Source organism: Bacteroides helcogenes P 36-108, assembly GCF_000186225.1.
Taxonomy (GTDB): domain Bacteria; phylum Bacteroidota; class Bacteroidia; order Bacteroidales; family Bacteroidaceae; genus Bacteroides; species Bacteroides helcogenes.
Genome location: NC_014933.1, coordinates 923,017 through 938,237, shown reverse-complemented (window position 1 = coordinate 938,237; position 15,221 = coordinate 923,017). Strand labels below are relative to the sequence as shown.

Sequence of the window (15,221 nt, the reverse complement as noted above, 5' to 3'; positions counted from 1 at the left end):
CATTAAGAAAGAGGAGGTATGCCTATGATGCGAAAGATAAACTGTTCTTCTCTCGAACTTCGTTTCTATTTGTTTTTGCTCTTGTTTTTAAACGTACAAGTACTTTTTGCGCAGGAAGACAGTACGCGCTTTGTATATGACACGCTGCTGATAAAGCCGGTGGTCGGAGAGCCTCGTATTTATCAGAGAGATGCTTCTTTCGGAATGCTTTTTCCCTTTTCTGCCGGAAATACATTTTCTTCTGCCTTTCAATCAATGGAAGGATCTGTATTCAGAATTGAACAAAATTCTCTCTGTATGCCCTATCAAATCGACCTTTCTCCGCATTTCCGGGGAGATTACGGTACGGATGGTACAATCATGCAATTTCGTCGAGGAGCTTTGCTTGGTTCGGGCGGACAGAGTAGTATTACGGGTATCGGGCATTTTAATGAAGCTTTGCTGTTCTATCAGCAAGCAATCGGACAGAATCTGAAGTTTCAGATCGGTATGGATGCCATGAAGATAAATATGTCTCACATCACCGGGCAGGCATTTACTGCATCGGGTGCGTTGGCGTACCGGGTTTCCGCTGGAATGGCTTTCAGATTTTTCGGTTCGTATGCCATTGGAAATACTTATGGAATAAACACGCACAGCTATGGAGCCACCATGCTGTTCGATGTTTCCAAGCATTTTAATATGGAAGTTGGTGTGCAGCGTTACTATAACTCTATGCGGGGGCGTTGGGAAACGGTTCCGGTGGTCATTCCTGCCTATGACTTCGACAAATTCAAGTTAGTGATGGATGTGGGAGGAATACTTTTCGAGATTCTTCGTAACGTGGTTTTCAAGGACAAAGGAGGCGGAACGATAGCTCCGACACGCTCTCCGACACTGATGAAATAAGATGAATTATGTTTATGTGGTAGATAAATCTGCTTGTGATATTTTCAATGCCGGGTCTTTTTCTCTCTGTCTTTCAGGATAGCCGCCATGTTCTCCTCTGCCCAGCCCAACAGATGGTCTATGCAGGGCAGCAGCGACAAACCGCGTGGCGTAAGGTTGTACTCCACCCGTGGAGGTACTTCGGCATATACTTTCCGGCAGACAAATCCATCTTCTTCCAATGTGCGCAGAGTGGTGGTCAGCATCTTCTGCGAAATGTCCGGTATCTGGCGTTGAAGGGCATTGAAGCGCATCACGGCAGACTGCTGCAAGGTATAGAGCACCAGAAGAGACCATTTGTCACTGATGCGTGCCAGCACATTGCGGATAGGGCAATCGGGAAAAACCTTTTCTTGGGTAATTATTCTCTCCATAATAATTTGATATACAATATTAGGCTACAAAAGTAACCAACATGCCTTAGATGAGCAAGCATTCTCTGAGGTATGTATATTAAAAGAGCTTATCTCCGACACCGGGGAATGCTGCTTCCGACACCGAGGAACCTCACCTTTCCCGGTGTCGGAGAAAATCCTGCTTCAGAACACTTTTTCTTGCTAATCCATCTCAACTGTACATTGTGAATATTAATTTTAGACTATGAAATATTTTTTAACCTTTCATCTATTAATCTTTTGATAATCAGTTGTTGCTTTTCTTTTATATATACAAATACGTTCTGAAAATATTTATCTTGTATAAAAGTGAGAAAATCATTATTTTTATTGTTATACCTTTGCTTCGTGATCACAAAATAAAAACAAGTTCTTATAGACTGACGAGCTTATAGGAATATGAAACACGGACTTTATTTTATTAATTTTAAAAACTAAAACATTATGACAGTATTATTTCGCAAACACTATCGTTTAAGCAATTTATCAGACAAGACTTCTGTAAAAAGGGTATATCCTACTATCACTTATAAGTACAGCAATCCGGCTAAACTAAAGGAAGTATCGAAAGATATAAGTACTATATCTGGTGTGACTGAAGGAATTTGTTACAGTGTGTTGAAAGATTTTCGTTCCTATCTGAAGAAGACATTGCTGGCTGGGCGCATTGTCAATATTGACGGATTGGGGTATTTCTTTTTAGCAGCCCAGAGTAAGGGTACAGATACAGCGGAAAAGTTTACCAGCAATGACATTACGGCGTTGCGCATTTGCTTCCGTGCAAATAGTGATATTCGCATTGTTACATCAGGTGCTACACGTTCGGACGGACTTGTTCTGAAAGATGTGGATCGCATTAACAGTACCGAAGACATTTCTGATGAAGGAGGAAATGCAGGTGGCAGTTCTGGTGCTGACGAAAATGAGAATCCTTTGGGTTAACAGTCCGAAGTGTATATTGGCTAAGAGCCTCTTTTCTGTACAATATGTAGGAGGGAGGCTCTTATTTTGTTATGCGGTGTTATTTCCATACAGAACTGTCTCTGCCCGAACCGATTTCGAAATGGCATTTCACAATACCCAAATCTATCTTGGACATCACGGCAAGCCCGGCCTTTGCATGCACTTTGCCGCTATCTTCCAATATAAGCCTGAAGGCTTGTTGGTTCATGGCCGTAGGAGCCATAAGCGCTGCTTCAACTCCTTTCCTGAACCATTCGGGCATATCTCCCTTGCAGCGGCTGACGGCTTCTACGGACTTACTTTTTCGGGCAATCCCCTGGTTGGAGCCATATCCCAATGCAATGGCCAGATAAATCTTTTCACCGTCTTGCAGGGAGTATGTGCCTTTCACTTTGCTGTAAGTCAGTCCTACCCAACAACTGTTCAAGCCCAAAGTCTGGGCTTTGAGAACTATGCGTTCGCCATAATATCCGCAAGCTTCGTCCTTGTGTTTTCCACCGATAAGTAGCAGGTAGTTCCGTACGCCGGAAAACTTGCCGTATTTTGCCAGGCGGCAACTGAAAGCTTGCGGTTCTTCCGTAACCAGTTGGATGGATAATCCTCCTTCTTTGTTGCATGCGGCAATTTCTTCTAAAAGAGCCGTTTTGGTTTGGGCATCTATCGGCTTGTCCGTGTATGAACGGACAGAATGGCGCTGGCGGATTGTTTCGATATTCATTGTATGTTTCTTTTATTAAGTCACAAAAATAGCGTATTTCTTTCAATAGTCAATACCTAAGTGATATCAAACTCATCCGGTTTATGGTAATAATGGGGTGAGTTCATCTATTTTAGCATCAAAATTGTGCTATAAACAATGCGAAAGCCAATTAAATAGTTACATTTGCGATTCATTAAAACATATTCTTTTTGAATATGTACCAAACATTTGTGATATAGCATGAAGCAGAAACTACTTTTGTCATTTGTCGTGGCTTTACTTTTACTCTCCGGTGTTTCGCCATTGCGGGCATTTGATTTGAAACACTCGCGCGACAGTTTGGAGGCTCTGTTGCAGAAAGTCCCGGAAGATAATGGCCGCCGCCGTCTCGAACTCTTGAACCACCTCTGCGATATTGATTTGTCATTGGGAGACACCACTTATATTTATCCTTGCTGGCAGGCGGCTGTCCGCATGCACGATGTCAACAGTATGGACGACCTGCTGATTCCCCTCGCGATGAGGGCGATGCGAAGAGGACAGGCGGACTCCGTCAAGGTGTGGCAGGAACGGTGCAGGCAATGCTTCGACGGGCCGTTGAGCGATTGCAACTTGGAGTATCTGCAAATGATGCAGGACTTGCAAGACTGGGAGAACCATGACAAACTGTCCCAACGCATAATCAAAGAGCAGATCAGGCTGGATGCCGGACAAAAGCCCTATCAAGCCATGCGCATCCTTTATACTCTTGGCATTCTCTCCAGTTTCGAGAAGTCGGGCAATGCCAAGACTATGCTGAAACCTTGTGTGGAATATATGGACGAGGCACTTGCCATAAGCCGTAGGCAGCCATTCCGTGAAGCGGCGCACTTTACCCGGCAAATCCTGTTGGGGCTGAGCAGCGAGAGCTTGGAATATGCCCGGCAATATCTGTTATTTGTGAAGCGATTCCTCGAAGAGCCCGATATGCGTGAACGTCCGTTCTACTCTCGCCGTGCGCTTATCATGGCATACGAGCGACTCATTCAGAAAGGAAAGGATTTGTCGCGCCAGGAGCTGGACGGATATTACGGAGAAGTATGCAGCCTGATGGAGAAATATCCCAATGATACACCCGTGCCGTTCGATTTCTATCGTGCGCGTGTGCAGTATTATTACCATGATGCCATTGGCGCGCAGGAAGAGGCATTGGCGTGGTGTGATTCTCTGATTGCGATTGCTCCTCGTTGCCATGTCGCCCCTTACGTTTATTATGGGAATAAGATGCGTCTGCTGGCCGCTCTTCACCGATGGGAGGATGCTTATCATTTTTCCAATTTCTATATGCAGGCCAAGGATTCCGTGCAGAATGCCAATAGCGAGAAGAAACTTTCCGAACTGCAGACGCAGTATGATGTGGATACCCTTCGCCGCAAGGAAGAGGCACGCCGCAACCAGTTGATTCTTGCTTCCATTTGCGGAGTGTTTTTGTTGATGGCTCTTGCCGTGTATATTGTTTATTCCCGCCGCCTTTCTGCCAAGAACAGTGTTTTGCTGGAACAGCTCAAGCAATACGCCCTGCAACTGAAAGCGGAACAGGAAAAGCAGTCCGCCCGGCCGGATAAAAAACCGGAAATCTCTGACAGTAGTCCGGATACTTCGGACAGCCCGGAAGCTTCGGAAAATAATGGTGCTGTGTCGGCTTCTTCCTTGAAACTCTTTGCGCGTATCGACAACTTGATGCGTCAGGAAAAGCTATATCTCAGGTCAGACCTCAGCCGTGCCGACTTGCTGGAACGTTTCGGCATGAATAAGAATAATTTGGCAACGGTTGTTATGGCCGGTTCCGGTATGAATCTGTCGGACTATATCAATGAATTCCGTTTGCGTGACGCTTTGTTTATAATGGAAGAATTTCCAGATGTGGCATTGACGCAGATAGCCGATCAGACAGGGTTCGGCACTTATTCTTCATTTTACCGTGTATTCAATAAGCGGTTTGGAGTGACTCCCAAAGAATACAAGAAATATATCAGTTAAGGCAGATTCTGTTCTGCGCCACAGGTTACACCGACTCACACAGGTTTTATAGTTAAAATTCTGTGTGAGTCGGTGCTTTTTCTTTTCCTCTCAAAAAAAAGCCGCATAAGGGTCTTAAATGTTGCCTGATAGGGGTGACAAATGTCCCATAACCGCTATTTATGACCGATTGCAATAATTCTGTGACTGTTTGCAATCTCTTTTGCCGGGCATCCATCTACTTTTGTCGGCATGAAACGCTATAATATATTTGAGCTAAAGGAAACTCGGATTGAAAGACACCCCTTAACTTTCTGGGTGATGGTGATCAGAGATTTGTCTTTGGAGAAGTATCGTGTAGAATGCTGTATGCATCTACATACGGTATTGAAACGTATATCGGCGTATGATACCTTGTTGTATGTGCGTGCTTTTGCCGACATGCACATTGCGATAGGGCACAAACTGTTCCTTGAGAGCTTGTCTATGCATTCGATGGAACGTTGGATACGGTGTGAGAATCCCGATGAAGAGGATTTGAGTACGGAAATGGAGAAATATAGTATTAACCAAATAAACAAAGAACAATGAATGTAATTAGAAAAATGGCTGTTGCCTTAGTGGTGTTTTCAGCTACGTGCAGCGCCAAGCTGTCGGCACAAGAGTTTGTTAACTTTCAGTCCACCGAGACGGGTATCTGTGTCACTGTGCCCAGCGACATGAACCTCGTGAAGCACGATGAAACCATTCTACACCTGCAATCAGATTTAGTTTCACTGAGCATACATCCCATGCTGACCGAAGGCCTGACCGCCGAAGCGATGACAGAAGGAATGAAGAAGACAGCCGCCGCTGCCGGGTTCGACCTCGGCAAGATGACAGCCGACCAATTTGACCACAAGACACTGGAGATGGTTATTTATAGCGGAAAGAACGAAGACGGCGTGGTTTTCGGAGTGGGCGTCATTCAGCCCAAGGAGAATGACAAGGTAGCTTTCCTCATGACACTGACCTATGCGGACGGTGCAGGCGACATAGCAGCCGGAACTATTATCAACAGCTTGGAATTCAATCCGGATGTCATTGAATAATACAGCCGCCATCGAGGCGACACTGGCCGAAATGGAGCAACGTCGCCGGGCTTCCATTTTCCCCGCCATCTGGCAGGGAGCGGCCATCGGCGTGGGGCTTGGACTGCTTGTAGGTCTCTTTGTGGGGGCGATGGTCATCTGTATGGTCATCTGCGTGCCTTGCGGCATCTGGGCTATGTTCTACTACAAACGCTCGCTGCTGAGCGCCATCTATAAGTCAGAGATAATGCCCCGCCTGGTGGCCACGTTAGGCGAAGGAGTCACCTATTCGCCCGAAGGGGGAATAGGTATCGAGTCTTTCCGCAACTGCCACCTCTTCGATGTGCACAGCTCCGATCGCTGCTCGTCCGAAGACTGTGTCTCCGGTAGGATTGGGAAGACCGCCTTCGTTTTCAGTGAGGCATCCTACTCGTATGTTACGAAGGACTCGGACGACGAGGACCAGATACACACCGAATTCTCGGGGATAGGATACCAAGCCGACTTCAACAAGCATTTCAAGGGAATCACGCTGCTCTGCAGCAAGCGTCCGGGACATCTGTCTAAAAGCGAATACCCGGAAGTGAAGTTGGAAAGCCCCGCTTTCGGGAAACTGTTCTCTGTGTATTCCACCGACGAAGTGGAGGCGCGCTACATCTTGTCGCCCGCCTTGCAGGAACGCTTTGTGAAGCTGACGGAGAGCATCCGCCAAAGCAGTGGAGAGGACAAGGTGAAGATTGCCTTCTACGACAGTTGGATTCTGATACTGATTCAAAGCAGCAAGAACCGCTTTGAGGCCAAAATCCTCAGTCCTCTCAAGCTGGAACGCGTGCAGCAGGACTTGGAGGTGCTGCAGGGATTGGGCAGAATCGTGGAGGAGCTGAACCTGAACACCCGCATCTGGAGCAAACAGTAATGACTGACTCAATTCTTGCGAATGGCGAAAATTGAATAACCTTGAAAAAAAGAAGATTATGATTGCAACTATTATTATCGCGGCAGTACTTGTCATTTATCTCATTGCTGCCTACAATGGTCTGGTGCGCCGCCGCAACCATGCCGACAACGCCTTTGCCACCATCGACGTGATGCTGAAGAAGCGCTATGACCTCATCCCCAACCTGGTGCAGACCGTGAAGCAGTATGCCGAGCACGAAGCGGGCGTACTCTCCGAGGTGGTGAAGCTGCGCAACCGCGCCTACAGCGAACTCACCACGGACGAAAAGGTGAAGATGGACTACGACATACGCAGCGTACAACGTTCGTTCAACGTGATGGTGGAGCAATACCCCGACCTCAAGGCTTCGGCCAACTTCCTGCATCTGCAGGGATCGCTCAACGAGACCGAGGAACAGCTTGCCGCCGCACGCCGCACTTACAACGCCTCCGTCACGGACTACAACAACTCCGTGCAGACTTTCCCCTCCAACCTCATGGCCTCCGCCGCCGGTTTCAAGACACGCCTGCTGCTGGAAACGCCTGCCGAGGAACGGGCGAATGTGAATGTGAAAGACTTGTTCAAATAACCCTTGACACGGAAATGTTATGAGTAGAAAATCTATCAGACAAAGAACGCTCTTCATCGCCCTGCTGATATTGTGTGCCTCCGCCTCCACGGCCTTGGCGCAAGAGCAGGCGCAGCCGGAAGAGCGGGTGCTCCCCGCACAGACTACCGTGTGGGAAGCCTACGGGCTCTCCTTCAACTTGCCCCAGGCCATGCGCGAGACGTTGAGTACAGATACGCACTGGAAGCTGCAAGCCTCGGACATGGATCTTGACGTGGTGGTGCTGGACCGCTACACCTACACCGACGAGGAGTTGGGGAAGGAAGTGGTGGAATGCGTCCTGCGCGGCGGCATGAACTTGGCGGAAGCCCGAATCATCAAGTTTGAGAACGGAGCGCTGCAAGGAGGCGGAATCATAGGGAAGAACGAATACGACTCTGATGTCATCGCCTTGTGCGTGGAGAATATAGACACGGCCTACGCATTCCTCATCCTGATACAGAACGCAGACGGGCAGGAAGCGAAGGGGAAAACCGTGCTCGACTCCATCAAACTGCATCCCCCCGGAAACTTAATAGTAAGATAATAAAGACAGGAGACTTACAAATGAAAACGAATACAATCAGAAAAGGACTGCTGCTGCTCTTCCTGCTGCTGGCTCATTGTGGCGGCGGACTGATGGCGCAGACCTTCTACGAGGTGCAATACACCGACAAGCAGGGCTACGACAATTACGGGCTCATGCTCTATACCGACGAAGAGAACTGCACCCTCTACCTGCGCCGCCACACCACGGATGGCAACGATTTCACTTTCCGCCAGTTGGCCTACGTGTCCGAGAGCAACGACAAGGACGAGGAGGACTACTTAGTGATGGCGTGCGAGGAGGACAACACCCCCATCTTCATCTGGCTGTGGGACAAGGAAGAGAGCGAAGAGCAACAGCTTGTGCCCTACGTCACCTTGGACGAGGACGAAGAGCCGGAAGACTGGCTGCGTGCCAAGAGCTTTGTGGAAGCGGGCTTGCAGGCATTGGCTCCCGAATATCTGGAGCAGTTCATCGACCCGGCGAGCGACCTCTTCAAGCAGATAATCGAGGCGCGCAACGAGGCTATGGAGGGCGAAAAGACGGCCGACACCGAAAGGCAGGCTGCCATTGCCAATTTGGGCGACGGTACGGGCATCCACAACTACATCTTAGCAGCAGCGAATGAAGCAGAGATACAGGAAGCGGAGAAACAGAACCCGCAGACGGGCAATGCAGGGGCGGCAGCCTCCGGCAACAAGCAAAGCGGACAGACGAATGGAGACGTGAAGCAGTCTGCCGCTGGAAGTACCTGCAACGTCAGCGACCGCCCCATGATGCACCTCTTCATCGTGGCCAACACCGAAGTGGCGGACATCGGCCAGGCCTGCCGCGTGGACTACAACAACATCCGCAACGAGATGAAAGGCATTGCCCAGTCCATTGGCATCCGTGTCAAGGAATACGACGTGACGGGCGCGGGCTACTCCAAGGAAGGCCTGCAACAGCAGATATCCTCCCTGCGTCCCTCCGCCAACGACATTGTGGTCTTCCTCTACACGGGACACGGCTTCCGCTTCGACGACCAGAAAGACCCTTATCCCATGATGGCGCTCACTAACAACGACTACCAGCCGTTGGAGGGAAACTACGTGGCTCTGAGTGACGTTTACAACGCCATCTGCAAGAAAGGCGCCCGCCTCAACATCGTGCTGAGCGACTGCTGCAACTCCAAGTTGGGCGAACGCCGTCCGTTAGAGGGCAACACGCTCTTCAGCCGCGGCAACAACAACTTCTCGCGCAAGCGTCTGACGGAACTGTTCTTCAACGCCAAAGGTTCGTTGCTGAGCACTGCCGCCAGCCCCGGCGAGTATTCTTGGTGTGATGCCGCCGGAGGCATGTTCACGCTGAGCTTCATCCAGTCCCTGCGCCGCGAAATCAGCGCCATGAGCACGGGTGCGGTCAGTTGGCAGTCCGTGGTGGACAACACGCTGAAGAACGCCCTGCAACGAAGCAGCAACAATGCCGAGGCGCAGAACGGGCTGAAGAAGGTGGCAGTATCTTTTTGAAGGAGTTGTCTTTTTTAAAGGAGTTATCTTTTTTAAAGGAGTTAGAAGGAGTTAGAGGGAGTTATCGCCCGCAAGCGGGCTGAGGAGTTAGAGGCCGATAGTCTTGGTATCAGTTGATAGATGATAGTTAATAGGTAATAAATCATAAGACTATCGGCTTAACTCCTTAACTCCTTAACTTCTTCACTCCTTAACTCCTTCACTCCTTAACTCCTGAAAACAGGAATTTGCGAAACTTGAACTGAGTAATACCACATTTAATAAAATAACAAAATGAGAACAATGAAACATTTTTCTGTAATGGCACTGTTAGCCACCGCCGCCCTATGCGGCTGCACGGACGAGGCGACAACGCCGGAGAACCCTAACTTCCCGCAAGACGGAGTGATGCGCTTCGCTACTTCGGTGAACGATGTACAAACCCGCTCGGGGTATGACAGCGACAACATCACCACGAGAGACCTCTCCCTGTGGGTCACCCCGACTGTGAGCCCCAAAGCGGACTACACCCGCAAGAGCATCATTCTGCACCACACCACCGATGGCGGCTGGGGAACTTATAGCTACCTAAGTGATGTCGGTTCCTATACCCCCACCACCTTGTTGTGGCAGGACAAGACCACTCCGGTGGAAGTAGTGGCAAGCAACTTTGGAGGAAGCTCTCTGGGGGAATATGACTTACAGACGGGAGCCTACATATCGGTAACATCCGTCCAATATTGGGACAGTCACATGACAAATTCCGACTTCCTTTACTTCCGCGGCATCGTGAACCCCACCCTCACCACGGACGAGAAGGCGAGCGACGGCAGCATTACCACCTACGCCTTGAGCAACGGCAAAGTCCGCCTGCCCCTGCGCCACATCAACTCCAAGCTGAACATCACGCTGACCTTAGGCACGGAGTTCAACGCCTCTGCCGATGGCTTGGGAATGGGCACGGACAATCCCCTCACGGATGTAAAGGTGAACAACGTATATTGCGACCGTCAGTTCAACATGGTTACCGGAACATTCGGAGAGTTCAAGGATTATGAAGATAAAGAGGTTACCCCCGGCAGCATCACCCTCACCAGCGGTAACTCCTCCTCCCTCGGCACTTGGGACAAAGCCGCCACTGCCACCGACAAAGCTGTGGCCACCTACGAGTGCATCCTCATCCCGCAGGAGGCCACATTCAGCGTCTCCTTCACCCTGGGCGGCAAGGCGTACAAGTGGACTTCCGCCAATGCCGTCACCTTCGACAGCGGCAAAGCCTACACCTTGGCTCTCACCGTGGGCAAGGATGCGGCAATTGTGAGCGGCATCAGCGCCAAGGCATGGGAAACCGGTACGCCGGGAAACAATGGAAACCTTGAAACCGAATAAATAGGAAACAGAAACCTCTGACGCTCCCAGCCCTTAGAAAGCCGGAAGCAAGACTCGCTCTTTGACGTATTGGAAGGAATAATTGGGGAGAAGCGCACTCGATAGTATCTTAACCTGCTTAATTCATTGTAGGAGTTAAAGGAGTTATCACTTCGTTAGAAGTAAAGGAGTTAAGCCGATAGTCCTTTTTACCGATGTCAATAGTATTGGCTTTAACTCCTAAGCCAACTTGTTGGCTGATAACTTCTTTAACTTCTCTAACTTCTGCATGTGAATTATGCAGGTTAAAAATAGGGTGCACTCTTGCCGCTTGATTATTAATTCAGTATTTTGTGCTGTAATTGATAATCAGAATTAAGAAAGGAGAACAATATGAGTACAGTAGAACTGAGAGCCGATGTCTTTGAACGTCTCAATGTCCTGATGCACAACGCCAACGACGAAGCTTTGATGCAATTAAGCAGTTACCTGCAACGCTTGCAGAAGAAGCTGAAAGGCGAAGAGGCGAAAGAAGACCTCCGTCCCTACACGATGGAGGAGCTGAATGCACGCATTGACGAGGCAATGGCCGAAGAAGGAGGAACACCCAGTGCAGAAGTCTTTACCGAAATGGAACGCAAATTCCCGGAATTGCGCCAACCGTATTCAGAACAGAAAATCAGTGAACGCGTTGCCCGCTTGGGCGTTGACCTCGGCTTGCCTGCCGACTTCGACGAGAAAGAAGAGTACCGCAAACATCTGGAAGAGAAATACGGCGCAGTCTAAGCCTTTCACACCTACCTCCCCCCCTCCATAAAACAAGAATTATTCCGCCCCGCCCCCTGCCACTATCTTGCGCAGGGAAGCGGGGCGGAGTGTTTCCCATTCCTTCCACATACACATACGTCAAAGAACGAGGCTCAATTGAGTTAAGAAGTTAAGAAGTAAAGAAGTCAAAGGAGTTAAGAAGTAAAGGAGTTAAGCCGATAGCATTGAAACCAGTTTCCTGTAATCACAAGCAGGAGTATTCACAAGCAGAACTATCAGCCTTTAACTCCCTGAACGGAGCGAAGCGGAGTGATAACTTCCTCTAACTCCCTTTAACTCCTTGAACGGAGAGATAACTCCCACAATAAAATAACATAGAAAAAAAAAATAAGACGTATGAAAATTACAAAGCATAACATAAAGAACAGCATCGCCTCCCTGCTACGGAGCACGGGCGTGCTGATGATAGCCGTCGGCATGTTGACCATCGCCACCGGCACACTCACCTCGTGCTCCGAGAGCGAACTCGCCGCAGCCCCCGGCAACGAGGCATGGCAGAACGACCCGACAGCCATGAAAGTGAACGCTACCGTGGGTAGCGGCATCTTTAGCCGCAGCAACCCATTAGGAGCTGACGAAGCCACACAAAAGGCGTTCAACAACGGAGACCAAATCTCGATAGCAGCCGGAACACAGGGCGCAGTAACTTACACGCTCAATAATGGCACATGGACTCCCGAAACAGGTAAATACTTGAAATGGGAGACAAATTCAGATCCCATGGAGATCACCGCTTACTATCCCGTGGCTGAGGGTGCATCGGCACAAGCCTTTACCCTGCCTGCCGACCAAGAAGATGATACAAAAATCGTTGCAGCCGACTATATGACCTACGGGGGAAACCAAAGCAAGCCCACAACCGGTGGTGAGCTGACCATGGAGATGGAGCGCAAGATGGCACGTGTGATTGTGAAAATTGCAGGGTTCAACGATCAATATGACGGTACAGTGCCTACCGTAAACAATGTAAGAATCAAATCGGGAGCGGCAAGCTATGCAGCAGGTGCGGCAGAAGGAGATGCTACAGAAGTAACTCCTTTTGTTCAGAACCTCAATGCAGAAGCCGCACAAGTAGGAACTACCTACACCGCCCTTGTGATACCTACCGATAAAAAAGCCGATGAACAATTCATCACGATGACTGTGGCTGGCACGCCGTTGACTGTGAAAGATATTCCGGCAATGGAAGCAGGCAAGAGCTACACCTACAATCTGACGATTGGTAAGGATGCTCTGACTGTAGGCGAAGTGACTGTAACCAATTGGATTACCGAAACCATTGAAGGCGGAGAAGCCAAGCAGGTTTGTATCAGCTATAATTCAACGAGCAAGGTATTAGAAATCGCAACAGCCTCCGGATTGAATCTGTTCAGATGTATGATGAGCTACACTCCCACAGAAGCGGAACTCAGTGCCGCAAATCTCACTAAGGCGCAATATGATGCCATGAAAACTTCAGCCGCAGCCAGCAACTATAACGCTGTGCTCACAAGCGACATCGATTTGAGTGAGTATGATTCCTGGAAATCTATAAATCCGGGATCTTATGCACCATATAAAGGTGTGTTCGACGGACAGGGACACAGTATTTCAGGATTCAAAAGTGATTATAATACGGACACCAGCAAGAGTTACATCGGCCTCTTCGGTTATGCCGATGCTGCCACTTTCCGTAATCTGACCATCGTTGCACCTACGATGGTGACATTCGAACGGGGTGGTGCTCTGGTGGGCACAGCTAAAGCGTGCACCATTTCTAACTGCACGGCTACGGATGTCAACATCACAGGAAGTCAAAATACCGGTTCCCTGATTGGAGTGATGGAGGGCAATGGCCTTGTAGAAAACTGTTACAGTTCGGGAAAGATAACGGGTGTTGCCCAGCAAAGTGCAGTATTGGGCGGTTTGATAGGTACTGCGACAGGCATCGTTCAGCGTTGTGGCTCCACCGTTGAAATCTCCGCTCCGGAGATGCAGCAGATTGGAGGCCTTGCGGGGCAAGCCTATGCATGCAAGTTGGTTGCCTGCTATGCCAAAGGCAACGTTGAGGGGAAAATGATGGTCGGCGGATTAGTCGGCTCCATGTCCGATGCGGTCAATATTACGGGATGCTATGTCACGGGAAACATTAAGGGAAACAGCTATATAGGTGCGCTTACCGGCAGTTATTACGGCAGTACTGCCAATGTAACGGGATTCTATTACGGTGGTGCTTCCGATGCTATTGATCTTGTAGGACGGGTTTATTCATCCGGCTCCGTGATGAAGATTAAATATTGCGCAAGCAAAAGTCGTGGAGGTCTTTTCGGTAGTAATCCCAACATCGTGGATGAAAAAGACGTGTCTCTTTTCATCGGCAATCAGTTCAAGACCACCCTCACCTTTGCCGAAATCCGTGCCGTTGTTGCATCGGCCGAAGCCCAGAGTGTTTGGGGTGGCGTGGAACCGGATGCCGCTTACGTGGATGTGTCCAACGTCCATTACAATCTTAGCGGTAACGATAGCAATGACAGCTTTTGGCTTGAAGGCACGGATGATTCATTGAAATTCAGGTGGGAGTAATAACCTGCCTTGCCCGGTGAACGAAGTGTCCGGTGCGAAAACATCGGACACTCCGGATAGGGACGCTGAAAAGGCAGTGTCGAGTCGGCGACTTGACACTCCCGAGTCGGCGACTCGAGAACGCCTTTCCGGCAACGCTTCCAAATCGTCTGATTATCAATGATTTGTAAAATGACGAAAGATTGATAATAATATATTACAATAACTCTAAAACAACAATTGACATTATGCCTTTTTGGAAAAAAATGTTCAATAGCAATCAGAAGGTTTACTACCCCCGCGCGATAGTGCAGGGCAAACCTGTGGAAACGGAGACCATCGCCCGCGACTTGGCGAAAATCTCCACAGTAAGCAACTCCGACGTGCAGGCCGTGCTGGGCGACATTGCAGGTGTGATGAACACCCGCATGGCGCAGGGCAAGAGCGTGCACATCAAAGGCCTCGGCTACTTCCGCTACGTGCTGGACACGAAGGGCGTGAAGAAGCTCGAAGACTTTGACTTCGGCAAGCAGACGCAGGCCGTACGCATCGAGTTCGTGCCCGAGCGCACCAAGCTCTCCAACGGCACCTACACCCGTGCCCTGGTGGACAGCGACGAGCTGGAGTGGATTGAGCTTTCGCCCGACACTGCCGACCAAGACCCCGCAGGAGGCGACTTCACCGATGGTCCCAACCCCGACGATAATCCCCTGGGATAATCTCGTCTCCCTTTCATTTTGAGGGAGTTAGAAGGAGTTAGAAGGAGTTATCGCCCTTCGGGCTTAGGAGTTAAAAGCCGATAGCCCTGTTGATGAGCTATACTATCGGCCTCTAACTTCCTTTAACTTCCTCT

Annotated in this window: 15 protein-coding genes; 13 read left to right on the top strand and 2 right to left on the bottom strand. The window is 49.4% G+C overall.

Translation table 11 applies throughout. The features are described from left to right. Positions 1 to 24 precede the first annotated feature (24 nt). Complete coding sequence (locus BACHE_RS03535) at positions 25 to 888, top strand: hypothetical protein (RefSeq protein ID WP_041579619.1); 864 nt, start codon at positions 25 to 27, stop codon at positions 886 to 888. Positions 889 to 932: 44 nt separating this feature from the next. On the opposite strand, the gene BACHE_RS03530 is transcribed toward BACHE_RS03535, so the two are convergent. Beyond that, positions 933 to 1,301, bottom strand: a complete 369-nt coding sequence (locus tag BACHE_RS03530) for a winged helix-turn-helix transcriptional regulator (RefSeq protein WP_013546334.1) — start codon at positions 1,299 to 1,301, stop codon at positions 933 to 935. A 465-nt stretch (positions 1,302 to 1,766) separates the two neighbouring features. On the opposite strand from BACHE_RS03530, the gene BACHE_RS03525 reads away from it, so the two are divergent. Beyond that, the gene (locus BACHE_RS03525) at positions 1,767 to 2,264 is read left to right on the top strand and encodes an HU family DNA-binding protein (RefSeq protein WP_013546333.1); all 498 of its coding nucleotides are present in this window, start codon (positions 1,767 to 1,769) and stop codon (positions 2,262 to 2,264) included. Positions 2,265 to 2,343: 79 nt separating this feature from the next. On the opposite strand, the gene BACHE_RS03520 is transcribed toward BACHE_RS03525, so the two are convergent. After that, a complete protein-coding gene (locus tag BACHE_RS03520; protein ID WP_013546332.1) occupies positions 2,344 to 3,003 on the bottom strand; it encodes a nitroreductase family protein in 660 nt (219 codons plus the stop codon). A gap of 222 nt (positions 3,004 to 3,225) precedes the next feature. Between BACHE_RS03520 and BACHE_RS03515 the strand changes: the two genes are divergently transcribed. The 11 genes from BACHE_RS03515 to BACHE_RS03465 all read left to right on the top strand — a co-directional run bounded on the left by BACHE_RS03515 (position 3,226) and on the right by BACHE_RS03465 (position 15,087). After that, a complete protein-coding gene (locus tag BACHE_RS03515; RefSeq protein ID WP_013546331.1) occupies positions 3,226 to 5,004 on the top strand; it encodes a helix-turn-helix domain-containing protein in 1,779 nt (592 codons plus the stop codon). 231 nt (positions 5,005 to 5,235) lie between these two features. Then, positions 5,236 to 5,574, top strand: a complete 339-nt coding sequence (locus BACHE_RS03510) for a hypothetical protein (protein ID WP_187289289.1) — start codon at positions 5,236 to 5,238, stop codon at positions 5,572 to 5,574. Beyond that, positions 5,571 to 6,074, top strand: a complete 504-nt coding sequence (locus tag BACHE_RS03505; RefSeq protein ID WP_013546329.1) for a hypothetical protein — start codon at positions 5,571 to 5,573, stop codon at positions 6,072 to 6,074. The genes BACHE_RS03510 and BACHE_RS03505 overlap by 4 nt, the downstream gene beginning before the upstream one ends. Continuing rightward, entirely contained in the window at positions 6,061 to 6,969 is a 909-nt protein-coding gene (locus BACHE_RS03500) for a DUF3137 domain-containing protein (protein WP_013546328.1), read from the top strand. The genes BACHE_RS03505 and BACHE_RS03500 overlap by 14 nt, the downstream gene beginning before the upstream one ends. Positions 6,970 to 7,027: 58 nt before the next feature. Continuing rightward, positions 7,028 to 7,579: a LemA family protein gene (locus BACHE_RS03495; protein ID WP_013546327.1), complete on the top strand. Its 552-nt coding sequence runs from the start codon at positions 7,028 to 7,030 to the stop codon at positions 7,577 to 7,579. A gap of 19 nt (positions 7,580 to 7,598) precedes the next feature. Next, positions 7,599 to 8,144 (top strand): hypothetical protein, encoded by a 546-nt coding sequence (locus tag BACHE_RS17715; protein ID WP_013546326.1) that lies wholly within the window; start codon positions 7,599 to 7,601, stop codon positions 8,142 to 8,144. A gap of 20 nt (positions 8,145 to 8,164) precedes the next feature. Then, the gene (locus BACHE_RS17950; RefSeq protein ID WP_013546325.1) at positions 8,165 to 9,652 is read left to right on the top strand and encodes a caspase family protein; all 1,488 of its coding nucleotides are present in this window, start codon (positions 8,165 to 8,167) and stop codon (positions 9,650 to 9,652) included. Between the two features lie 273 nt (positions 9,653 to 9,925). Further along, positions 9,926 to 11,020 carry a fimbrillin family protein gene (locus BACHE_RS03480; protein ID WP_013546324.1) on the top strand — a complete coding sequence of 365 codons (1,095 nt, stop codon included), beginning with the start codon at positions 9,926 to 9,928 and terminating at the stop codon, positions 11,018 to 11,020. Between the two features lie 372 nt (positions 11,021 to 11,392). After that, complete coding sequence (locus tag BACHE_RS16590) at positions 11,393 to 11,785, top strand: hypothetical protein (protein ID WP_013546323.1); 393 nt, start codon at positions 11,393 to 11,395, stop codon at positions 11,783 to 11,785. A gap of 378 nt (positions 11,786 to 12,163) precedes the next feature. After that, on the top strand, positions 12,164 to 14,389 hold the full coding sequence (locus BACHE_RS03470; RefSeq protein WP_013546322.1) for a fimbrillin family protein: 2,226 nt from the start codon (positions 12,164 to 12,166) through the stop codon (positions 14,387 to 14,389). 227 nt (positions 14,390 to 14,616) lie between these two features. Beyond that, entirely contained in the window at positions 14,617 to 15,087 is a 471-nt protein-coding gene (locus tag BACHE_RS03465) for an HU family DNA-binding protein (protein WP_013546321.1), read from the top strand. The last annotated feature ends 134 nt before the right edge of the window (positions 15,088 to 15,221 follow it).